At 67.5% G+C, this 21526-nt stretch carries 23 protein-coding genes; 19 read left to right on the top strand and 4 right to left on the bottom strand.

Going from position 1 to position 21526, the window contains the following annotated elements; all coding sequences use genetic code 11:
- Positions 1–56: 56 nt before the first annotated feature.
- From ACFPOE_RS02630 to ACFPOE_RS02590, 9 genes are all read left to right on the top strand, one after another.
- Positions 57–383, top strand: a complete 327-nt coding sequence (locus tag ACFPOE_RS02630; protein ID WP_376848436.1) for an NAD(P) transhydrogenase subunit alpha part 2 — start codon at positions 57–59, stop codon at positions 381–383.
- Positions 380–1807, top strand: a complete 1428-nt coding sequence (locus ACFPOE_RS02625) for an NAD(P)(+) transhydrogenase (Re/Si-specific) subunit beta (RefSeq protein ID WP_376848435.1) — start codon at positions 380–382, stop codon at positions 1805–1807. Before ACFPOE_RS02630 ends, ACFPOE_RS02625 begins: the two co-directional genes overlap by 4 nt.
- A 54-nt stretch (positions 1808–1861) precedes the next feature.
- Positions 1862–3538, top strand: coding sequence for a long-chain-fatty-acid--CoA ligase (locus ACFPOE_RS02620; RefSeq protein WP_376848434.1), 1677 nt, complete (start codon positions 1862–1864; stop codon positions 3536–3538).
- A gap of 95 nt (positions 3539–3633) precedes the next feature.
- Positions 3634–4644 (top strand): ABC transporter permease subunit, encoded by a 1011-nt coding sequence (locus ACFPOE_RS02615; protein ID WP_376848433.1) that lies wholly within the window; start codon positions 3634–3636, stop codon positions 4642–4644.
- Position 4645: 1 nt separating this feature from the next.
- Positions 4646–5554, top strand: coding sequence for an ABC transporter permease subunit (locus ACFPOE_RS02610; RefSeq protein ID WP_376848432.1), 909 nt, complete (start codon positions 4646–4648; stop codon positions 5552–5554).
- Positions 5555–5710: 156 nt separating this feature from the next.
- On the top strand, positions 5711–6730 hold the full coding sequence (locus ACFPOE_RS02605; RefSeq protein ID WP_376848431.1) for an ABC transporter ATP-binding protein: 1020 nt from the start codon (positions 5711–5713) through the stop codon (positions 6728–6730).
- Positions 6727–7743, top strand: a complete 1017-nt coding sequence (locus ACFPOE_RS02600; protein WP_376848430.1) for a dipeptide ABC transporter ATP-binding protein — start codon at positions 6727–6729, stop codon at positions 7741–7743. Before ACFPOE_RS02605 ends, ACFPOE_RS02600 begins: the two co-directional genes overlap by 4 nt.
- A 30-nt stretch (positions 7744–7773) precedes the next feature.
- Positions 7774–9375, top strand: a complete 1602-nt coding sequence (locus ACFPOE_RS02595) for an ABC transporter substrate-binding protein (RefSeq protein ID WP_376848429.1) — start codon at positions 7774–7776, stop codon at positions 9373–9375.
- A 146-nt stretch (positions 9376–9521) separates the two neighbouring features.
- Positions 9522–10238, top strand: a complete 717-nt coding sequence (locus ACFPOE_RS02590) for a 5'-methylthioadenosine/adenosylhomocysteine nucleosidase (RefSeq protein ID WP_376848428.1) — start codon at positions 9522–9524, stop codon at positions 10236–10238.
- Here ACFPOE_RS02590 and ACFPOE_RS02585 read toward each other — a convergent pair.
- The 3 genes from ACFPOE_RS02585 to ACFPOE_RS02575 form a co-directional block, all read right to left on the bottom strand.
- The gene (locus ACFPOE_RS02585) at positions 10235–11227 is read right to left on the bottom strand and encodes a magnesium and cobalt transport protein CorA (RefSeq protein WP_376848427.1); all 993 of its coding nucleotides are present in this window, start codon (positions 11225–11227) and stop codon (positions 10235–10237) included. The genes ACFPOE_RS02590 and ACFPOE_RS02585 overlap by 4 nt on opposite strands.
- A 23-nt stretch (positions 11228–11250) precedes the next feature.
- Entirely contained in the window at positions 11251–12462 is a 1212-nt protein-coding gene (locus ACFPOE_RS02580; RefSeq protein WP_376848426.1) for a patatin-like phospholipase family protein, read from the bottom strand.
- A 64-nt stretch (positions 12463–12526) separates the two neighbouring features.
- Complete coding sequence (locus tag ACFPOE_RS02575; RefSeq protein ID WP_376848425.1) at positions 12527–13012, bottom strand: DUF421 domain-containing protein; 486 nt, start codon at positions 13010–13012, stop codon at positions 12527–12529.
- A 202-nt stretch (positions 13013–13214) separates the two neighbouring features.
- Here ACFPOE_RS02575 and ACFPOE_RS02570 point away from each other — a divergent pair, with 202 nt between their 5' ends.
- The 5 genes from ACFPOE_RS02570 (at position 13215) to hprK (ending at position 15772) form a co-directional block, all read left to right on the top strand.
- Positions 13215–13409, top strand: a complete 195-nt coding sequence (locus ACFPOE_RS02570; protein WP_376848424.1) for a hypothetical protein — start codon at positions 13215–13217, stop codon at positions 13407–13409.
- Positions 13410–13430: 21 nt separating this feature from the next.
- Complete coding sequence (locus ACFPOE_RS02565) at positions 13431–13610, top strand: hypothetical protein (protein WP_376848423.1); 180 nt, start codon at positions 13431–13433, stop codon at positions 13608–13610.
- 254 nt (positions 13611–13864) lie between these two features.
- Positions 13865–14194 (top strand): ribosome hibernation-promoting factor, HPF/YfiA family, encoded by a 330-nt coding sequence (gene hpf / locus ACFPOE_RS02560; protein WP_376848422.1) that lies wholly within the window; start codon positions 13865–13867, stop codon positions 14192–14194.
- Positions 14195–14330: 136 nt separating this feature from the next.
- Positions 14331–14798 (top strand): PTS sugar transporter subunit IIA, encoded by a 468-nt coding sequence (locus ACFPOE_RS02555; protein WP_376848421.1) that lies wholly within the window; start codon positions 14331–14333, stop codon positions 14796–14798.
- Between the two features lie 23 nt (positions 14799–14821).
- Positions 14822–15772 (top strand): HPr(Ser) kinase/phosphatase, encoded by a 951-nt coding sequence (hprK, locus tag ACFPOE_RS02550; RefSeq protein WP_376848420.1) that lies wholly within the window; start codon positions 14822–14824, stop codon positions 15770–15772.
- Positions 15773–15782: 10 nt separating this feature from the next.
- Here hprK and fur read toward each other — a convergent pair whose 3' ends face one another.
- Positions 15783–16244 carry a ferric iron uptake transcriptional regulator gene (gene fur, locus ACFPOE_RS02545; RefSeq protein ID WP_376848419.1) on the bottom strand — a complete coding sequence of 154 codons (462 nt, stop codon included), beginning with the start codon at positions 16242–16244 and terminating at the stop codon, positions 15783–15785.
- 84 nt (positions 16245–16328) lie between these two features.
- Between fur and ACFPOE_RS02540 the strand changes: the two genes are divergently transcribed.
- Genes ACFPOE_RS02540 through leuS form a run of 5 tightly spaced genes read left to right on the top strand, consistent with a single transcriptional unit; the run spans position 16329 to position 21522 of the window.
- The gene (locus tag ACFPOE_RS02540; RefSeq protein WP_376848418.1) at positions 16329–16874 is read left to right on the top strand and encodes an outer membrane protein assembly factor BamE; all 546 of its coding nucleotides are present in this window, start codon (positions 16329–16331) and stop codon (positions 16872–16874) included.
- Between the two features lie 12 nt (positions 16875–16886).
- Positions 16887–17768, top strand: a complete 882-nt coding sequence (gene dapB / locus ACFPOE_RS02535) for a 4-hydroxy-tetrahydrodipicolinate reductase (protein ID WP_376848417.1) — start codon at positions 16887–16889, stop codon at positions 17766–17768.
- The gene (locus ACFPOE_RS02530) at positions 17765–18421 is read left to right on the top strand and encodes a MotA/TolQ/ExbB proton channel family protein (protein WP_376848416.1); all 657 of its coding nucleotides are present in this window, start codon (positions 17765–17767) and stop codon (positions 18419–18421) included. The genes dapB and ACFPOE_RS02530 overlap by 4 nt, the downstream gene beginning before the upstream one ends.
- 4 nt (positions 18422–18425) lie before the next feature.
- A complete protein-coding gene (locus tag ACFPOE_RS02525) occupies positions 18426–18845 on the top strand; it encodes an ExbD/TolR family protein (protein ID WP_376848415.1) in 420 nt (139 codons plus the stop codon).
- Positions 18846–18885: 40 nt separating this feature from the next.
- Entirely contained in the window at positions 18886–21522 is a 2637-nt protein-coding gene (gene leuS / locus ACFPOE_RS02520; RefSeq protein ID WP_376848414.1) for a leucine--tRNA ligase, read from the top strand.
- Positions 21523–21526: the final 4 nt, after the last annotated feature.

Raw genomic sequence — 21526 nt, 5'->3', positions numbered from 1 at the left:
CGATGATTCTTGCGGGACAGACCTTCAGCTCTGTCCCCAACTGATTAGAGGAACCTATGGAAGTCAGTCACACCGTCATCAACCTGATCATCTTCGTGCTGGCGATCTACGTCGGCTACCACGTGGTGTGGACCGTCACGCCGGCCCTGCACACGCCGCTGATGGCGGTGACCAACGCGATCTCGGCGATCGTGATCGTCGGCGCCATGCTGGCCGCGGCGCTGACCGAGACCACGCTGGGCCGCACCATGGGGGTGCTGGCGGTGGCGCTGGCCTCGGTCAACATCTTCGGCGGCTTCCTGGTGACGCGGCGGATGCTGGAGATGTTCAGGAAGAAGGAAAAGAAGGCGCCGGCCGTCGCTGAAAAGGGAAGCCAGCCATGAGCATCAACGTCGCCACGCTGCTGTACCTGCTCGCCTCGGTCTGCTTCATCCAGGCGCTCAAGGGCCTGTCGCACCCGACCACCTCCATCCGCGGCAACATGTTCGGCATGGTCGGCATGGCGATCGCCATGGGCACCACCGCCGCCCTGATCGTGGAGCACTCGGGCGGCAAGGCGCAGGGCATGGTCTGGGTGCTGCTCGGCCTGGTGGTGGGCGGCGCGTACGGCGCCTACCGCGCCCGCACGGTGGAGATGACCAAGATGCCGGAGCTGGTGGCCTTCTTCCACAGCATGATCGGCCTGGCTGCCGTGTTCATCGCGGTGGCGGCGGTGGCCGAGCCCTACGCGCTGCTGCAGGGCCTGGCCAAGGGCGACCCGATCCCCACCGGCAACCGGCTGGAGCTGTTCCTGGGCGCCGCCATCGGCGCCATCACCTTCAGCGGCTCGGTGATCGCCTTCGGCAAGCTCTCGGGCACCTACAAGTTCCGGCTGTTCAAGGGCGCGCCGGTGGTGTTCCCCGGCCAGCACAAGCTCAACCTGGTGCTGGGGCTGGTGACCATCGCGCTGGGCCTGGTGTTCACCTACAACGAGAGCTGGAGTGCCTTCTTCGCCATGCTGGCGCTGGCCTTCGTGATGGGCGTGCTGATCATCATCCCGATCGGCGGCGCCGACATGCCGGTGGTGGTTTCGATGCTCAACTCGTACTCGGGCTGGGCGGCGGCCGGCATCGGCTTCTCGCTGAACAACCCGATGCTGATCATCGCCGGCTCGCTGGTGGGCTCGTCCGGCGCGATCCTGAGCTACATCATGTGCAAGGCGATGAACCGCTCGTTCTTCAACGTGATCCTGGGCGGCTTCGGCGGCGAGGCCGGCGCGGCCCCGGCCGGCGCCGCGGTGCAGCGCCCGGTCAAGAGCGGCAGCGCCGACGACGCGGCCTTCCTGCTGTCCAACGCCGAGACGGTGATCATCGTGCCGGGCTACGGCCTGGCGGTGGCGCGGGCCCAGCATGCGGTCAAGGAGCTGGCGGCCAAGCTGACCGAGCATGGCGTCACCGTCAAGTACGCCATCCACCCGGTGGCCGGCCGGATGCCGGGCCACATGAACGTGCTGCTGGCCGAGGCCGAGGTGCCGTACGACCAGGTGTTCGAGATGGAGGACATCAACACCGAGTTCGCGCAGGCGGACGTGGCCATCGTGCTGGGCGCCAACGACGTGGTGAACCCGGCGGCGCTGGAGAAGGGGTCGGCCATCTACGGTATGCCGATCCTGGAGGCCTACAAGGCCAAGAGCGTGATCGTCAACAAGCGCTCCATGGCCGCCGGCTATGCGGGCCTGGACAACGAACTGTTCTACATGGACAAGACCATGATGGTGTTCGGCGACGCCAAGAAGGTGGTCGAGGACATCACCAAGGCCATCGAGTAGACGGCGTGCGCCCGCTGGCCGGGCGCTTCAGAGCAGACCGAGGAGAACAGAACGATGACGAGCCGTCCCTGGCTGAAGGCCTATTCCCCCGGCGTGCCGGCCGAGATCGACGCCTCGATCTACCCGTCGCTGGTCGCGCTGATGGAGGAAAGCTTCGGCAAGTACGCCGACCGCACGGCCTACAGCTTCATGGGCAAGGATCTGAGCTTCGGCCAGACCGACCGGCTCAGCCTGCAGCTGGCCGCCTACCTGCAGGGCCTGGGGCTGGCGCGCGGCGACCGGGTCGCCATCATGATGCCCAACGTGCCGCAGTACCCGGTGGCGGTGGCCGCCATCCTGCGGGCCGGCTACGTGGTGGTCAACGTCAATCCGCTGTACACGCCGCGCGAGCTGGAGCACCAGCTCAAGGACTCGGGCGCCAAGGCGATCGTCATCATCGAGAACTTCGCCCGCACGCTGGACCAGTGCATCGCGGCCACGCCGGTCAAGTACGTCGTGCTGTGCTCGATGGGCGACCTGCTGGGCGGCGTCAAGGGCGCGCTGGTGAACTACGTGGTGCGCAAGGTCAAGAAGCTGGTGCCGCCGTTCAGCCTGCCCGGCGCGGTGAAGTTCAGGCAGGCGCTGGCGCAGGGCTCGCGCGGCACCGTCAAGAAGCCCGAGATCAAGCCCGACGACGTCGCGGTGCTGCAGTACACCGGCGGCACCACCGGCGTTTCCAAGGGCGCGGTGCTCCTGCACCGCAACATCGTCGCCAATCTGCTGCAGTCGGAGGCCTGGAACGAGCCGGTGATGAAGCGCATCCCCGAGGGCCAGCAGCCCACCGGCGTCTGCGCGCTGCCGCTGTATCACATCTTCGCCTTCACGGTCGGCATGATGCTGTCGATGCGCATGGGCGCCAAGCTGATCCTGATCCCCAATCCGCGCGACCTGCCGGCGGTGCTCAAGGAATTGTCCAAGCACGTCTTCCACACGCTGCCGGCGGTCAACACGCTGTTCAACGGCCTGGCCAACCACCCCGATTTCGGTACCGTCGACTGGAGCAACCTGAAGGTGTCGCTGGGCGGCGGCATGGCGGTGCAGGGCGCGGTGGCCAAGCTGTGGCTGGAGAAGACCGGCTGCCCGATCGTCGAGGGCTACGGCCTGTCCGAGACCAGCCCTTCGGCCAGCTGCAATCCGACCACCAGCACCGAGTTCACCGGCACCATCGGGCTGCCGCTGCCGTCCACCGACATGAAGCTGGTGGATGACGACGGCCATGACTCGCCGCCCGGCCAGCCCGGCGAGATCGCCATCAAGGGCCCGCAGGTGATGGCCGGCTACTGGCAGCGGCCCGACGAGACGGCCAAGGTCATGACCGCCGACGGCTACTTCAAGACCGGCGACATCGGCACGATGGACGAGCGCGGCTACTTCAAGATCGTCGACCGCAAGAAGGACATGGTGCTGGTCAGCGGCTTCAACGTCTACCCCAACGAGATCGAGGACGTGGTCGCCACGCTCGACGGCGTGCTCGAATGCGCCGTGGTCGGCGTGGCCGACGACAAGACCGGCGAGGCGGTCAAGCTGGTGATCGTCAAGAAGGATCCGGCACTGACCGAGGAGAGGGTGCGCGAGTTCTGCCACGCCAACCTCACCGGCTACAAGCGGCCCAGGGTGATCGAGTTCCGCACCGACCTGCCCAAGACGCCGGTCGGCAAGATCCTGCGGCGCGAGCTCAGGGACAAGAAATAGGAGAGACGTCATTGCGGGCGCGACCCGCAATCCAGAGGTTTGCGTGCCAAAGTCTGGATCCCGGATCGAGTCCGGGATGACAATCCCACTTCAACATGCTGCGCTTCCTGCTCACCCGCCTGTCGCTGATCGTCCCGACCTTCATCGGGATGACGCTGCTGGCGTTCTTCCTGATCCGGCTGGTGCCGGGCGACCCGATCGAGACGCTGGCCGGCGAGCGCGGCATCGACGCGGCGCGGCACGCGCAGCTGCTCAAGGAATATGGCCTGGACAAGCCGGTGCTGGTGCAGTACGGCGTCTACATCGGTCGCGTGCTGCACGGCGACCTGGGCAAGTCCCTCATCACCCAGGAGCCGGTGCTGCGCGAGTTCCTCACGCTGTTCCCGGCCACCATCGAGCTGGCCCTGTGCGCCATCCTGTTCGCGCTGGCGATCGGCATCCCGGCCGGCATCGTCGCCGCGGTGCGCCGCAATTCGGTGTTCGACCACGGCGTGATGGCCACCTCGCTGACCGGCTACTCGATGCCGATCTTCTGGTGGGGGCTGCTGCTGATCCTGCTGTTCTCGGTGCAGCTCGGGCTGACGCCGGTGTCGGGCCGGATCTCGGTGCAGTACTACATCGAGCCGACCACCGGCTTCCTCCTGATCGACTCGCTGCTGACCGGCGACAAGGGCGCCTTCTGGTCGACCGCGCAGCACCTGATCCTGCCCACCATCGTGCTGGGCACCAACCCGCTGGCGGTGGTGGCGCGGATGACGCGCTCGGCGATGCTGGAGGTGCTGGGCGAGGACTACATCCGCACCGCCCGCGCCAAGGGGCTGCCGCCGCTGCGGGTGGTGGGCGTGCACGCGCTGCGCAACGCGCTGATCCCGGTGGTGACGGTGATCGGCCTGCAGGTGGGCGTGCTGTTCACCGGCGCCATCCTGACCGAGACGATCTTCTCCTGGCCCGGGGTCGGCAAGTGGCTGATCGAGGCCATCAACCGGCGCGACTATCCGGTGCTGCAGGGCGGCATGCTGCTGCTGGGCGTGATCGTCATGCTGGTCAACCTGCTGGTGGACGTCATGTACGGCGTCATCAACCCGCGCATCCGCCAGGCCCGCTGACATGACCGAAGCCATCCGTCCGCCCGCCGCCGTCGCCGCCATGGGCGAACCGCCCGGGCCGCTGCGCGAGTTCTGGTATTCGTTCTCCGCCAACCGCGGCGCGGTGGTCGGCCTGGGGCTGGTGGTGTTCCTGTTGCTGGTGGCGCTGTTCGCGCCGTGGATCGCGCCGCACGAGCCGTTCCTGACCAACAGCGCCGCCTTCCTGCGGCCGCCGGCCTGGCAGAGCGGCGGCTCGCTGCAGTTCTTCCTGGGCACGGACGCGATCGGCCGCGACATCCTGTCGCGCCTGATCTACGGCGCCCGGCTGTCGCTGTCGATCGGGCTGGGCGTGGTGCTGATCTCGGTGGCCACCGGCATCGTGCTGGGGCTGGTCGCCGGCTTCGCCCGCGGCGTGGTGGAGATCGCGATCATGCGGCTGATGGACATCATCCTGACGCTGCCCAGCCTGCTACTGGCCATCGTGATCGTCGCCATCCTCGGCCCGGGCCTGATGAACGCGATGCTGGCGGTGGCGATCGTGGTGCTGCCGCATTTCGTGCGCATCACCCGCGCATCGGTGATCGCCGAGGTCGGCAAGGATTACGTGACGGCCGCGCGCATCAGCGGCGCCAGCACGCTGCGGCTGATGTTCAGCGAGGTGCTGCCCAACTGCGCCGCGCCGCTGATCGTGCAGGCGACGCTGGGCGTTTCCACCGCCATCCTGGACGCCGCCGCGCTCGGCTTCCTGGGCCTGGGCGCACAGCCGCCGTCGCCCGAGTGGGGCACCATGCTGGCCGACGCCCGCGAGTTCGTGCTGCGCGCCTGGTGGGTCGTCACCTTTCCCGGCCTGGCCATCCTGATCGCCGTGCTCGCCTTCAACGTGATGGGCGACGGGCTGCGCGATGCGCTTGATCCGAAGCTGAAGAGATGAATACGGGGACAGGACGCAGAAAGCGCAGAAGCAACGCAGCAGTCGCGGAAGGAAACCAATCGATGTTGACGACAGCCTTCATTTCCATTGAACCCTCTGCGCTTTCTGCGTTGCTTCTGCGTCTTCTGCGTCCGGCAGTCCGAATCTGATTTGAATATGCCGCTGCTAGAAATCGAAGACCTCCACGTCGAGTTCCCGACCCAGGGCGGGGTGATGCACGCGGTGGAGGGCGTGAGCCTGACGCTGGACGAAGGGGAAGTGCTGGGCATCGTCGGCGAATCGGGCTCGGGCAAGAGCGTGACGATGATGGCGCTGATGGGGCTGATCCCCTTTCCCGGCCGCGTGCGCGCCAGGACGCTGCGCTTTGCCGGCCACGACCTGCTGGGCATCTCCGACCGGGAGCGGCGCCGGCTGGTGGGCAAGGACATGGCGATGATCTTCCAGGAGCCGACCACCAGCCTGAACCCCTGCTTCACCGTCGGCTGGCAGCTGGTGGAAGCGCTGCGCCTGCACTCGCCGCTGGACAAGGCCAGCGCCAAGAAGCGCGCAATCGAGCTGCTGGAGCAGGTCGGCATTCCGGCGGCCCATACGCGCATGAACGACTATCCGCACCAGATGTCGGGCGGCATGAACCAGCGGGTGATGATCGCGATGGCGATCTCGTGCAACCCGCGGCTGCTGATCGCCGACGAGCCGACCACCGCGCTGGACGTCACCATCCAGGCCCAGATCCTCGACCTGCTGCGCGCACTGCAGAAGGAGCGTGGCATGGCCCTGGTGCTGATCACGCACAACATGGGCGTGGTCAGCGAGATGGCGCGGCGCGTCGCCGTCATGTACGCCGGCCAGGTGATGGAGCAGCGGCCGGTGGCGCAGCTGTTCTCGGACCCGCAGCATCCCTACACCGAGGCGCTGCTGTCGGCGCTGCCCGAACGCGGGCCCAGCGGCCACCGGCTGGCGACCATCCCCGGCGTGGTGCCGGGCATCTTCGACCGTCCGGCCGGCTGCCTGTTCGCGCCGCGCTGCGCCTACGCCACGGCCCATTCGCTGGCCGTGCGGCCGGAGCTGAAGGACTGGAAGGACGGCCAGGTGCGCTGCCACTACCCGCTGGGCGACCCGACGCGGCAAGAGCGCATCGAGCAGGACACGCCGGTCAAGATCGAGGCGGTTTCATGACCGTCGTCGTCGAAGCCCAGAACCTGCGCCAGGTCTACAAGATCCGGCGCGGGATGTTCCGCGCGCCGGCCTTGCTGCAGGCGGTGGGCGGCGTCTCGTTCGCGATCGAGGCCGGCAAGACGCTGGCGGTGGTGGGCGAGTCGGGCTGCGGCAAGTCGACGCTGGCGCGCATGGTGGCCTTGATCGAAAAGCCCACCGACGGCACGCTGGTGCTGGACGGCGCCGACGCCGTGGCCACGCCGCACGCGGACCGGGGCCGGCTGCGGCAGGCGGTGCAGCTGGTGTTCCAGAACCCCTACGGGTCGCTCAACCCGCGCAAGAAGATCAGCGCGGTGCTGGAAGACCCGCTGAAGATCAACACCGACATGGGCAAGGCGGAGCGGGCCGAGCGCTCGCGCGCGATGCTGGCGCAGGTGGGTCTGCGGCCGGAGTACCGCAACCGCTATCCCCACATGTTCTCCGGCGGCCAGCGCCAGCGCATCGCCATCGCGCGCGCCCTGATGCTCAACCCCAAGCTGCTGGTGGCCGACGAGCCGGTGTCCGCGCTGGACGTCTCGATCCAGGCCCAGGTGCTCAACCTGCTGTCGGACCTGCAGGACGAATTCAAGCTGGCCTACCTGTTCATCTCGCACGACCTGGCGGTGGTGCGCCACATCGCCCACGAGGTGCTGGTGATGTACCTGGGGCACGTGATGGAGCAGGGCCCGAAGGACAAGCTGTTCGCGCGGCCGCTGCATCCGTACACCCAGGCGCTGCTGGCGTCCACGCCCGGCGTCGGGCCGCGCAACGTGCAACGCATCGTGCTGCGCGGCGAGCTGCCGTCGCCGCTGGCGCCGCCCAGCGGCTGCGTGTTTTCCAGCCGCTGTCCGTACGCCGTGGAGCAGTGCCGCGCCGAGCGGCCGCCGCCCCGTGTGGTGGACGAGCGGATCGTCGCGTGCCACTTCGCCGGGCAGTTCCTGGAATCGGGTTTTCCCGAGGTGCGCGGTACGGATAATGCTTCACTCTCGGCCTAGCCGACCCAACTTTCTTCGAAGGAACCATTCATGAAGCCAAGCAACTTCCGCAAGCACTTTGCGATCGCCGCGCTGGCGCTGGCCGCCGCTGCCGGCGCCGGGGCCAAGACGCTGGTGTTCTGCTCCGAAGGCAGCCCGGAAAACTTCTACCCCGCGGTCAACACCACCGGGACCTCGTTCGACGGCAACGAGCCGATCTACAACCGCATCGTCGAATTCGAGCGCGGCGGCACCAAGGTCGTGCCCGGCCTGGCCGAGCGCTGGGACATTTCGGCTGACGGCAAGACCTACACCTTCTACCTGCGCAAGGGCGTCAAGTGGCACAGCCACCGCGCCTTCAAGCCGACGCGCGACATGAACGCGGACGACATCGTGTTCGGCTTCGAGCGCCAGTGGAAGGAAGCCAACCCGTACTTCAAGGTCACCAGCAGCAACCACTCGTACTTCAACGACATGGGCATGCCCAAGCTGATCAAGGCGGTGGACAAGGTGGACGACTACACCGTGCGTATCACGCTGGAGCATCCGGAGGCGCCGTTCCTGGCCAACCTGGCGATGCCGTACGCGGCCATCCAGTCCAAGGAATACGCCGACGCCATGCTCAAGGCCGGCACGCCCGAGAAGATCGACCAGGAGCCGATCGGCACCGGCCCGTTCTACCTGGTGCAGTACCAGAAGGACGCCGTGATCCGCTACAAGGCCTTCCCGCAGTACTGGGGCGGCAAGGCCAAGATCGACGACCTGGTGTACTCGATCACGCCGGACGCGTCGGTGCGCTGGGCCAAGCTGCAGAAGGGCGAATGCCACGTCATGCCGTACCCCAATCCGGCCGACCTGGACGCGATCCGCAAGGACCCCAAGGTCACCCTGATGGAGCAGCCCGGCCTGAACGTCGGCTACCTGGCCTACAACGTCACCAAGAAGCCCTTCGACGACGTGCGCGTGCGCAAGGCCGTGAGCATGGCGATCAACAAGAAGGCGATCCTGGACGGCGTGTTCCTTGGCACCGGCATCGCCGCCAAGAACCCGCTGCCGCCGTCCATGTCCGCCTACAACAACGACATCAAGGACGACGTCTACGATCCGGAAGGCGCCAAGAAGCTGCTGGCCCAGGCCGGCCACCCGAACGGCTTCGAGACCGACCTGTGGGCCATGCCGGTGCAGCGCCCGTACAACCCGAACGCCAAGCGGATCGCCGAACTGATGCAGGCCGACCTGGCCAAGATCGGCGTCAAGGCGGAGATCAAGAGCTTCGAGTGGGGCGAGTACCGCAAGCGCATGCAGAACGGCGAGCACCAGATGGGCATGCTGGGCTGGACCGGCGACAACGGCGACCCGGACAACTTCCTGGCGGTGCTGCTCGGATGCGAGGCGGCCAAGACCAACGGCTCCAACGTGGCCAAGTTCTGCTACCAGCCCTTCGAGGACCTGATCCAGAAGGCCAAGAGCGAAACCAAGCCGGCCGAGCGCGACAAGCTCTACAAGCAGGCCCAGGTGATCTTCAAGCAGCAGGAGCCGTGGTTCACCATCGCCCACGCCGTGCAGCTCAAGCCGGTGCGCAAGGAAGTGGTCGACTTCAAGCTCAGCCCGTTCGGTCGCCACACCTTCTACGGCGTCGACATCAAGGAGTGATGCTGTCATCCCGGGCCTGACCCGGGATCCGGAGGCTTCGTCCGGAACCACCGTCGCTCAGGGAAGGCCAGTCCTTCCTTGTCGACGGTATTTTTTTGCGCGCAGAGGTCTGGGTCCCGGGTCGAACCCGGGACGACAATGTCGGCATGACCACCGCCATCGTCTCCGCCATGCACGAGGAACTGGCCGCGGTGCTCGCGCTGATGCCGGACGAGCGCATGCAGGTGGTGGGCGGGCGCGAGTTCTGGCTCGGGCACCTGCGCGGCCAGCCGGTGGTCGCGGTGCTGTCGCGGATCGGCAAGGTGGCGGCGGCGACCACGGCGACGGCGCTGATCGAACGCTTCGGGGTGCGCCGCATCGTCTTCACCGGCGTCGCCGGCGGGCTGGCGCCGGGCGTCGACGTCGGCCACGTCGTGGTGGCCGACAGCTTCCTGCAGCACGACCTGGACGCCTCCCCGATCTTCCCCAAATACCAGGTGCCGCTGTACGGCCTGGACCGGTTCGCTGCCGACCCCGCGCTGGGCGAGCAACTGGCGCAGGCGGCGCGTTCCGCGCTGCCGGGCGTGCGGCTGCATCGCGGGCTGGTGGTCAGCGGCGACCGCTTCGTTTCAACCACCGGCGAGAGCCGGGCCCTGCAGGCGGCGCTGCCGCAGGCGCTGGCGGTGGAGATGGAAGGCGCGGCCTTCGCCCAGGTCTGCCACGACTACGGCGTGCCCTTCGCGGCGGTCCGCACCATTTCCGACCGCGCCGACGACGCCGCCCACGGCGACTTCACGCGCTTCATCCGGGAGGTGGCCAGCCGGTATTCGGGGGCCATCGTCGAAGCCCTGCTGCGCCCGCAGCCGCCGCACGGGGCCCGTTAACGCAGCCAGCCGCGGCGGCCGAAATACCACATCGGCAGCGCGGCGCTGGCGATCATCAACACCACGACGTAGGGATAGCTCAGGATCGGGCCCAGCCACTCGAGCTCGGGGAACTTCATGTTCATGCCGTAGATGCTGGCCACCAGCGTGGGCGGCAGCAGGGCGACGCTGGCCACCGAGAAGATCTTGATCACCTTGTTCTGGTTGATGTTGATGAAACCGACGGTCGCATCCATCAGGAAGTTGATCTTGTCGAACAGGAAGGCGGTGTGCGAGTCCAGCGATTCGATGTCGCGCAGGATCTGCCGCGCCTCCTCGAACTGGTCGGCGCTGAGCATGCGGCTGCGCATCATGAAGCTGACGGCGCGCCGGGTGTCCATCACGTTGCGGCGGATCCGGCCGTTCATGTCCTCCTGGCGCGCGATCTGGCCCAGCACCTCGCTGGCCAGTTCGTCGGTGACGCGCCCGCCCAGCACCTTGGTGCTGGCCTTTTCCAGTTCGTCGTAGATGCCTTCGAGCGTGTCGGCCGAATACTCGGCGTCGGCGTCGAACAGCTTGAGCAGCACTTCCTTGGCGTCTTCCAGCAGCCCGGGGGCGCGCCGCGCCCGCAGCCGCAGCAGCCGGAACACCGGCACGTCCTCGTCGTGAATCGAGAACAGCACGCCCTTGCTCTTGAGCGCGTCGTTGACCAGGTTCAGGATGAAGGCGACCCGGACGGTGCGCGGCTCCTCGTCGTCGGCGATCAGGAAGTCGCTGCGGATGTGCAGTTCGCCGTTGTCTTCCTCGTAGAAGCGGGCCGACTCCTCGATGTCCTCGTCCATCGCGTCTTCCGGGATCGACAGGCCGTAGTACTGCTTGATCCAGCGCTTCTCTTCCAGGGTCGGCGACTCCAGGTCCACCCAGATCGGCTGGAACTGCGACAGCTCCTCCAGCGATTCGATTTCTTCCTGGAACAGCCGCCCGTTGGCGAGGGAAAAGATATTGAGCATGGGCGTCCGTTTTGCCCGCGCGATTATGCCGTGGCGGCGCCGAGGAAGGCCAGCAGTTCTTCCTTGCGGGCATAGGCGTCGCGCTCGCCCAGCGCCACCAGCTTCTGCACGAAGCCCGGCTCGAACAGCAGGTAGCTGGCGATCACCCCGCCGCCGCCCTTGAGGGCGCCCAGGCCGCCGAGCGCCCGCCGCACGGCGCCGGGCAACTCGTGGGCGTGGGCCTGGGCCAGCGCGTCCAGCGACTGCGAGGGCTGGATCGCCACCACTTCGACGCTGCGGTACGGCAGCACGCCGGCGATCTCGCGCGGCAGCTGCTTGAGGGTGCGGGTGACGCGCTGGGCCTGTTCGACGTCGGCCTGCAGCGTGTCGTGGAACACGCTGGCCAGGGCGTGGCCGGCGATGAAGCCCATGGTCGGTGCGCTGGCCACATGGCTGGCCGGCGTGCCGGCGATGCTGGAGCGCTCCGGCTGGCCGACGCCCAGCACCAGCACCTTGTGCGCGCCCAGGTGCAGGGCCGGCGACAGCGGCGAGACCTGGCGCATCGAGCCGTCACCGAAGAATTCGCGCCGGCCGTCCACCCACAGCGAGGTGGCCGGGAATAGGAAGGGGATGGCGCTGGAGGCCATCAGGTGCTCGATGGTCAGCGGCTGGAACTCGGAGCGCCGGCCCGGGCGGTTCCAGGGCTCGTGGCGCGGGTCGCCGGCGGTGTGGCAGAAGGTCCAGTGCACGCCGCTGGTGTAGCTGGAGGCGGTGACGGCGACGGCGTCGATCGCGCGCTTCATCAGCGCGTCGTCGATGCCCTGCAGCGAGATCGCCTTGTGCAGCGTGTCCACCAGCGGCATGGTGTCCAGGATGGCGCCGTGGCCGCGCACGTTGCGCCACAGGCTGGCGGCGGCGAGCAGCCGGCTGAAGCGCACCCAGGGGGTCACTTCCAGCGCATAGACGTCGCGCGAGCGCAGCTGCGACCAGAAGTCCGCCAGCTGGTCGAAGGCCGACAGGCCGGTGGCGGCCGTGCCGGCCAGGTACGCCGCATTGAGGGCGCCGGCGGAGGTGCCCACCAGCACCTCGAACGGAAAGTCGCGTCCCGCCCGGGGCTGCAGCCGCAGCATCGCGCCGATCGCCTTGAGCGCGCCGACCTGGTAGGCGGTGCGCGCGCCGCCGCCCATCAGCACCAGGGCGCGGACGGGGCGGGTGGGCACGACCAGCCCCGCGTTGATGACGGTGCTCAGGCTCATGGGTGCGGCCCATGGTAAGGGAACCAGCCGCGCTTGCAATGGTGGCCGCCCGCGGGCGGCGGCGTCATTTGCCGTTCTTCACGACGCTGATCTGGCCGTCGCTTTCCATGACGGCCAGCTTGACCTGGTCCACCTTCTCGATGCCCTGTTCGCGCAGGGCCGCCATCAACTCGTCCTGCGAGATCATTTCCTTGCGCATGTTGCGCAGGTGGACCTTGCCCTGGCTGATCAGGGTCAGCGGCCTGGCCGCGACCAGCCGCCGCACCCAGTCGAAGTGGAACGCCAGCCAGTCGATCAGCCAGTTCCAGCCGGCGATGGTCAGCACCAGCACGATGCCGTCGGTCACCGTCTCGTAGCCGCCGGCCATCGCGTTCTGCGACGCGTCGGCGATCAGCACCAGCAGCAGCACGTCGGCGATGGCGATCGAGCCGGCGTCGCGCCGCAGCACGAAGCGGAACAGCAGGAACAGGAACCAGTACATCAGCGAGCCGCGGGCGATCAGCTCCAGCGGGTTCATCGACAGGGACAGCAGGTCGGCAAAGTCGGGCATCGGTGGTTCTTTCTGGGGCTTCGGGTGGCGCAAATGCCTCGATTCTGGCCCGGCCGGCCCCCGGGGCGGCGTGGCGGACGGCCCCCGCTGCCGGACGTGTCCTACAGGCCTGGCCCAACCTGTCCGACAGACCAAGGCTGAGCCTCCCCATAGATTGACCTTGTCACGGCAGCAGACCGCCGTCCAACCAGGAGTGAAGCAAATGATCCAGCTGGCGAACGATCCGAACGCAAGCCGCATGGGCTCCCGTCCTGCCCAATCCGACGGCAAGGGCCGCAGCCTGGAGCACGCGCGCAGCCGCGGCGGCCACGCCTGGCCCTTCATCAGCCGCCACTCCGGCCGCACCGCACCGTCGGCAGCGTCCAGAAGCCCCAGCAGCAGCGACAGCGTGAGCTGAAGCGCCCAGGAGAAGATCCACATGAACCGCGAGCAGAAAACGTCCAACCGCTTTGCCGACGTCCCGCGCGACCGGCCGCATCGCGAAGGCTGCGAGCACGCCAACCTCGAGCGCCCCGGCGCGCAGGCCCATCCGCGGGCCCGGGGCTGGGATTTCCACCAGGCGGCGGCCGCAAAGGCATCGCTCTGGCGCCTGGCCTGAGCGGTCCTGACACAGACACGCCACGCAGTGGCGCGACGGCGGCCCGAAGGGCCGCCGTTTTCATTTGCGCCATCCGACAAAGGGTTTCATATTCGCCCCCCGTTTGACGCAAATGGATTGCGTTTTACAGGCGCAGCGCGCATAGTGGTTTTCATCCCCAGCACGCTGTCCCTACCCCCCACGCAGACACTTTTTCCGCCGCCGACCTGAGGCGGTTTTCCGTTCCCCAACCCGAGCAAAACAGGAGGCTCCTTATGAACCTGACGATCAGCGGTCACCATCTCGAAGTTACCCAGGCACTGCGCACTTACGTGACCACCAAGCTTGATCGGATTACCAGGCACTTTGACCAGGTCGTGGACATCAGGGTGATCCTGACCGTGGAAAAGCAGAAGGAAAAGGAGCGACGACAGCGTGCTGAATGCAACATCCACGTCAAGGGCAGCGACATGTTCGCCGAGAGCTCGCATGAGGACCTCTATGCCGCCGTGGATGAACTGGTCGACAAGCTCGACCGGCAGGTGGGCCGCCACAAGACGCGCGTGCAGGACCACCACCACGAAGGCGCCAAGCGCCTGATGTGAAAAAGCCGCGCATGCAACCACAGACAGCCGCCGCTCCGGGCGGCTTTTTTGTTTGCGGCGAGGCAGTGCCCCGGCGGGGCCAGAATGCGTTTTGTTGCAGTGCGTCCGCCGGGGTGCATAATTCCACTCCCAGACCATGAACCGTCTCGCGTCCATCCTGCCTCCCGCTCAAGTTCTCGTGAGCGTCGATGCCACCAGCAAAAAGCGTGCCTTTGAAGAAGCGGGACTGCTGTTTGAGAACCTGCACGGCCTGTCGCGCGCCCTGATCACCGAAAGCCTGTTCGCCCGCGAGCGCCTCGGTTCCACCGGGCTGGGCCACGGGGTGGCCATTCCGCATGGCCGGATCAAGGGCCTGAAGGCGCCGATGGCGGCGCTGTTCCAGCTGGCCAACCCGATCGGCTTCGATGCCCCCGACGAGCAGCCGGTCAACCTGCTGATCTTCCTGCTGGTGCCCGAAGCGGCGACCCAGAAGCACCTGGAGATCCTGTCGGAGATCGCCGAGCTTCTGAGCGATGCGCCGCTGCGCGAGAGGATCAAGTCCAGCACCGACGCGGCCGAACTGCACCGCATGATCGCCACCTGGCAATCGGCCCAGCCCGCCTAGGGCGGCCCAGCGACGCTCACGTTTTGAAACCTACAGTCGTCAGCGCCGACGTCCTGTTCGAAGACCACCGCGCCCAGCTCAAGTGGGAGTGGGTGGCGGGCCTGGGCGCCTCCGAGCGGCGCTTCGACGAAGTGGCGGTGCGCGCCGCCCGCTCGGGCGCCGACCTGGTGGGCTACCTCAATTACATCCACCCGTACCGGGTCCAGATCCTGGGGGCGCGCGAGATCGCCTACCTGACCAACGCGACGGCCGAGGATTGCGCCCGCCGCATCTCCCGCATCGTCACGCTGGAGCCGCCGGTGCTGGTGCTGACCGACGGCCAGGTCGCGCCCGACGCGCTGCTGTCGATGTGCGAGCGGGCCCAGATCCCGATGTTCGCGACCCACGAGCCGTCGGCCTTCGTGATCGACGTGCTGCGCGCCTTCCTGTCCAAGCACTTCGCCGAGCGCACCTCGATGCATGGCGTGTTCATGGACATCCTGGGGCTGGGCGTGATGATCACCGGCGAATCGGGCCTGGGCAAGAGCGAACTGGGGCTGGAACTGATCTCGCGCGGCAACGGCCTGGTGGCCGACGACGCGGTGGACCTCTATCGGATCAACCAGACCGCGATCGAAGGCCGCTGCCCCGAGCTGCTGCAGAACCTGCTGGAAGTGCGCGGCATCGGCCTGCTGGACATCCGCGGCATCTTCGGCGAGACCGCGGTGCGCCGCAAGATGCGGCTCAAGCTGATCGTGCACCTGGTGCGGCGCGAAACCATGGAGCGCGAGTACGAGCGCCTTCCCTACGAGCCGCTCACGCAGGACGTGCTGGGCGTGCCGGTGCGCAAGGTCGTGATCCAGGTGGTGGCCGGCCGCAACATCGCCGTGCTGGTGGAGGCGGCCGTGCGCAACACCATCCTGCAGCTGCGCGGCGTCGACACCTACCAGGAGTTCGTCGAGCGCCACCGCCGCGCGATGGAACAGGACAAATGAACGCAGGCGCCTACTCTGAATCCTGCTGCTGCCTGCGCTGAGTCGCCGGCGGCCGGTTCGGGCAGGGATTCTTGGTGCAGTGCGCGTACAGGCTGAGCGCGTGTTCGGCGATGTCGAAGCCCTTGGCCTTGGCCACCGCGTGCTGGCGCCGCTCGATCTCGGCGTCGTAGAACTCCTCCACCTTGCCGCAATCGAGGCAGACCAGGTGGTCGTGGTGGGTGCCCTCGTTGATCTCGTAGACCGCCTTGCCGCTCTCGAAGTGGCTGCGGCTGAGGATGCCGGCCTGCTCGAACTGCGTCAGCACCCGGTAGACCGTGGCCAGGCCGATGTCCGACCGCTCCTGCAGCAGCACCCGGAACACGTCTTCCGCCGTCATGTGGCGCTGGGTGCCGCGCTGGAACACTTCGAGGATCTTCAGCCGCGGCAGGGTCGCCTTCAGCCCGGTGCTCTTGAGTTCGTCGACATTGGTCATGGGTGTTTCCGGGAGCGGCGCAACGGCGTGCCGCCTGGGGCCAGCCGCTACAATGGGTCGATCATATCGCCACCGTCCGCCCCCATGTCCCGACCCAACGCTCCCGCCCTGCGCATCTTCCTGGTTGCCGCCTGCGCGGCATTGTCGGCCTGCAGCGCGATCGACGGAGCGACCATGCGGGTCGCGAAGTCGATCACGCCCTACCAGGTCGAGGTGGTGCAAGGCAACTTCGTCTCGCGCGAGCAGGTGGAGGCGCTGCGTCCCGGCATGACCCGCCAGCAGGTCAGGGAAGTGCTCGGCACGCCGCTGCTGGCCAGCGTGTTCCATGCCGATCGCTGGGATTACGTCTTCACCCTCAAGCGCAAGGGCGTCGATCCGCAGTCGCGCCACCTGACGGTGTTCTTCAAGGACAACGCGATGGACCGGTACGAGGGCGACCCCATGCCCAGCGAATCGGAATTCGTCGCCACCCTGGACAAGGCGAGCAGCAAGCGCAGCATGCCGGTGCTGGAGGCGACCGAGGCGCAGCTGTCCCGGTTCCAGGGGACGCCCGCGGCCGCTGCGACGCCGCCCCCGGTGGAGCTCCCGGCGCCGGTGAACTACCCGCCGCTCGAAGCCCCGGCGCGCTGACAGGGGCAGCGGATGGCCAAGGCTGCTAGTTCCACTGTTCCCGCTGGTTCTTCCGGCACGGCCGCCGCGGCGGCCGGCGAGCAACAACAACAGAAACATCGGGTCGCCGTCGCCGGCGCCTCGGGCCGCATGGGCCACATGCTGATCGAGGCAATCCGGGCCTCCGGCGATTGCAAGCTGACCGGCGCGCTCGATATCCCGGCCAGTCCGGCCATCGGCAACGATGCGGCGGCCTTCCTGGGCCACGCGAGCGGCGTGCCGGTGTCGGCCGACATCCGCGCCGGCCTGGCCCATTCCGGCGTCCTGATCGATTTCACCCGGCCGGAAGGCACGCTGGCGCACCTGCGGGTCTGCCGCGATCTGGGGGTCAGCGCCGTCATCGGCACCACCGGATTCACCGACCGGCAGAAGGCCGAGGTGGAAGCCAGCGCCCGCGACATCGCCATCGTGATGGCGCCCAACATGAGCGTCGGCGTGAACGTCACGCTCAAGCTGCTGCAGATGGCGGCCGGCGCGCTGGCCAGCGGCTACGACATCGAGGTGATCGAGACGCACCACCGCCACAAGGTGGACGCGCCCTCGGGCACTGCGCTGAAGATGGGCGAAGTGATCGCGCACGCGCTGGGGCGGGACCTCAAGCAGCACGCGGTGTTTTCGCGCGAGGGCATTACCGGCGAGCGCGATCCGTCCGCCATCGGCTTTTCCAGCATCCGCGGCGGCGACATCGTCGGCGACCACACCGTGCTGTTCGCCGGCACCGGCGAGCGCATCGAGATCACCCACAAGGCCGCCAGCCGGTCCACCTACGCCGAAGGCAGCCTGCGGGCGGTGCGCTTCCTGGCCGGGCGCAAGAGCGGCCTGTTCGACATGTTCGACGTGCTCGGGCTGCGATGAACGTCTATTCCCTGTTCAGCCAGGGCGACGGGCTCACGCGGGCGGTGGCGGCGATGCTGCTGGCCATGTCGGTGGGCAGCTGGGTGATCATCCTGTGGAAGGCCTGGGTGCTGCGGCGCGCCGGCCGCGACGTGCCGCGCAGCACCGCAGCCTTCTGGCAATCGGCCTCGATCGAGGAGGCGCAGGGCCGGGTCGGCGCCTTCGACCGGGAAGCGCTGGTGCTGCCGCTGATCGCCGCAACCCGGCTGGAAGGCTCGGGCTCGCTGGCGGCCGCCGGCGACCGCGCCCAGCAACTCACCCGCATGCTGCGCGATGCGCTGCACCGGGTGCTGGACAAGCTGCAATTCGGCCAGGTGCTGCTGGCCACCGTGGGGTCGACCGCGCCCTTCGTCGGCCTGCTCGGCACGGTCTGGGGGATCTACCACGCGCTGACCGGCATCGCGGCGTCCGGCCAGATCACCATCGACAAGGTGGCCGGTCCGGTCGGCGAGGCGCTGGTCATGACGGCCGGCGGGCTGGCCGTGGCGATTCCCGCGGTCCTCGGTTACAACGTGTTCGGCCGCCTGATCGGCCGCATCGAGGCCGATCTGGAGGGGTTTGCGCGCGATCTGCGCGAATTGCTGACCCATCCGGCCGACGCCCGGCGGGAGTAACCAGATGGCTTTCGGCCGCCTCGAACGCACGCCGGGGCCGCAGCCCATGAGCGACATCAACATGACGCCGCTGGTGGACGTGATGCTGGTGCTGGTGGTGATCTTCATCATCACCGCGCCGCTGCTGGCCAGCTCGATCAAGCTGGACCTGCCCGGCACCGACGCCGCCAAGCCCAACGACGCTCCGCTGTTCGTCAGCGTCGCCCTGGACGCCAAGGGCCAGCTGTTCCTGAACGAAAAGCCGGTCACGGCCGCCGAACTGGCGCAGCAACTGGCCGACAGCGGCCGGCGCAACCCGGAGACCGAAGTCCAATTGCGGGCCGACCAGACCGTGCCCTACGGCCGGATCGTGGAGGTGATGGGAGCGGCGCAGAAGGCCGGCCTGAACCGCATCGGCTTCGTCGCCGAACCGCGCACGCCCTAGCGCAAGGCGTCCGCGCAGCCTCGCCCCTACAATTTGGGGGATGCAGGACAAGTACAACCATCTCGACGTCGAACGGGCCGCCCAGGCCCACTGGACCGGCCGCGACGCTTACCGGGTGACCGAGGACGCCGGCAGGAAGAAATTCTATGCCTGCTCGATGCTGCCTTACCCCAGCGGCAAGCTGCACATGGGCCATGTGCGCAACTACACGATCAACGACATGCTCACGCGCTACCTGCGCATGAACGGCTACAACGTGCTGATGCCGATGGGATGGGACGCCTTCGGGCTGCCGGCCGAGAACGCGGCGCTGAAGAACAAGGTGCCGCCGGCCAAGTGGACCTACGACAACATCGCCTACATGAAGAAGCAGATGCAGGCGATGGGCCTGGCGATCGACTGGAGCCGCGAGATCGCCACCTGCGATCCCAGCTACTACAAGTGGAACCAGTGGCTGTTCCTGAAGATGCTGGACAAGGGCATCGCCTACCGCAAGACCCAGGTCGTCAACTGGGACCCGGTGGACCAGACGGTGCTGGCCAACGAGCAGGTGATCGACGGCAAGGGCTGGCGCACCGGCGCGCCGGTGGAAAAGCGCGAGATCCCGGGCTATTACCTGAAGATCACGGACTACGCCGAGGAACTGCTGGACCACGTGCACACCAAGCTGCCCGGCTGGCCGGAGCGGGTCAAGCTGATGCAGGAGAACTGGATCGGCAAGAGCGAGGGCGTGCGCTTCGCGTTCACCCACGACATCAAGGGCGAGGACGGCCAGCCGATCGGCGACGGCCGCATGTACGTCTTCACCACGCGCGCCGACACCATCATGGGCGTCACCTTCTGCGCGATCGCGCCGGAGCATCCGCTGGCCACCCACGCGGCGCGCCGCAACCCGGCGCTGGCCGCCTTCATCGAGGAGTGCCAGCAGGGCGGCACCACCGAGGCGGAACTGGCGCTGCGCGAAAAGGTCGGCATGGACACCGGCCTGAAGGTGACCCATCCGCTGTCGGGCCTGCCGATCGACTTGTGGGTGGGCAACTACGTGCTCATGAGCTATGGCGACGGCGCGGTGATGGGCGTGCCTGGCCACGACGAGCGCGACTTCGAATTCGCGATGAAGTACCGGCTGGACATCCTGCAGGTGATCCACGTCGACGGCGAGCACTACGACTACAAGCACTGGAACGCGTGGTACGCCGACAAGGAACGCGGCGTCACCATCAATTCCGACATCTTCAGCGGCTTCGACTACCAGCATGCGGTGAACGCCGTGGTGCACGCGCTGCAGCAGAAGGGCCTGGGCGAGAAGAAGACCACCTGGCGGCTGCGCGACTGGGGCGTCAGTCGCCAGCGCTACTGGGGCACGCCGATTCCGATCATCCATTGCGATGTCCACGGCGCGGTGCCGGTGCCGGAAAAGGACCTGCCGGTGGTGCTGCCGCTGGACTGCGTGCCGGACGGCTCGGGCAACCCGCTGAACAAGCGCGAGGATTTCCTGGCCTGCCAGTGCCCGGTCTGCGGCAAGCCGGCGCGGCGCGAGACCGACACCATGGACACCTTCGTCGATTCGGCGTGGTACTTCATGCGCTACTGCGATCCGAAGAACGACCAGGCGATGGTGGGCAAGGGTGCCGACTACTGGATGCCGATGGACCAGTACATCGGCGGCATCGAGCACGCCATCCTGCACCTGCTGTACGCGCGCTTCTGGACGAAGGTGATGCGCGACATGGGCCTGGTGAAGGTGGACGAGCCCTTCACCAAGCTGCTGACGCAGGGCATGGTGCTGAACGAGGCGTTCACCCGCACCGGCACCGAGGCCGGCAAGGAGTATTACTGGGCCCACGACCTGGACATCGTGCGCGACGAACACGCCAAGGTGATCTCGGCCACCTCGAAGCTGGACGGCCTGCCGGTCACCTACGAGGGCTGGACCACCATGTCCAAGTCCAAGAACAACGGCGTCGACCCGCAGGAGCTGATCGAGAAATACGGGGCGGACACCGCGCGCCTGTACACGATGTTCACGGCGCCGCCGGAGGCGACGCTGGAGTGGAACGACGCCGCGCTGGAAGGCTCGCACCGGTTCCTGCGCCGGGTCTGGAATTTCGGCCACAAGCTGCATGCCGCCGGCCACGGCGCGGCCGGCGCCGCGCCCGGCAAGGTGTTCGGCGTCGACAGCAAGGCGCTGCGGCTGGAGATCCACACGCTGCTCAAGCAGGTGGATTACGACTACCAGCGCATGCAATACAACACCGTGGTGTCGGGCGCGATGAAGCTGCTCAACGCGCTGGAGGACTGCAAGGCAACCACCGGCACCGGCGTGCCGGAGGCGCTGTCGGAAGGCTTCGGCATCCTGCTGCGCGTGCTGTACCCGGCCACGCCGCACATCGCGAATGCGCTCTGGCAATCGCTCGGCTTCGCCCAGGCGCAGGGCGAACTGCTGGACGCGCCCTGGCCCAAGGTCGATCCCGAAGCCTTGAAGCAGGACGAGATCGAACTGGTGCTGCAGGTCAACGGCAAGCTGCGCGGCTCGGTGCGCGTGCCGGCCGGGGCCAGCAAGCACGAGATCGAGAAGCTGGCGGTGGCCAGCGAGGCGTTCCAGCAGCATTCGGGCGGCGCCTCGGCCAAGAAGGTGATCGTGGTGCCGGGCCGGCTGGTCAACGTGGTGATCTGATGGG

Origin of the sequence: Caenimonas terrae (assembly GCF_042655405.1) — a bacterium.
In the GTDB taxonomy this organism is placed as follows: domain Bacteria; phylum Pseudomonadota; class Gammaproteobacteria; order Burkholderiales; family Burkholderiaceae_C; genus Ramlibacter; species Ramlibacter terrae_A.
The sequence above is the reverse complement of the archived record's forward strand: the minus strand, read 5'-3'. Positions and strand labels throughout refer to the sequence as shown.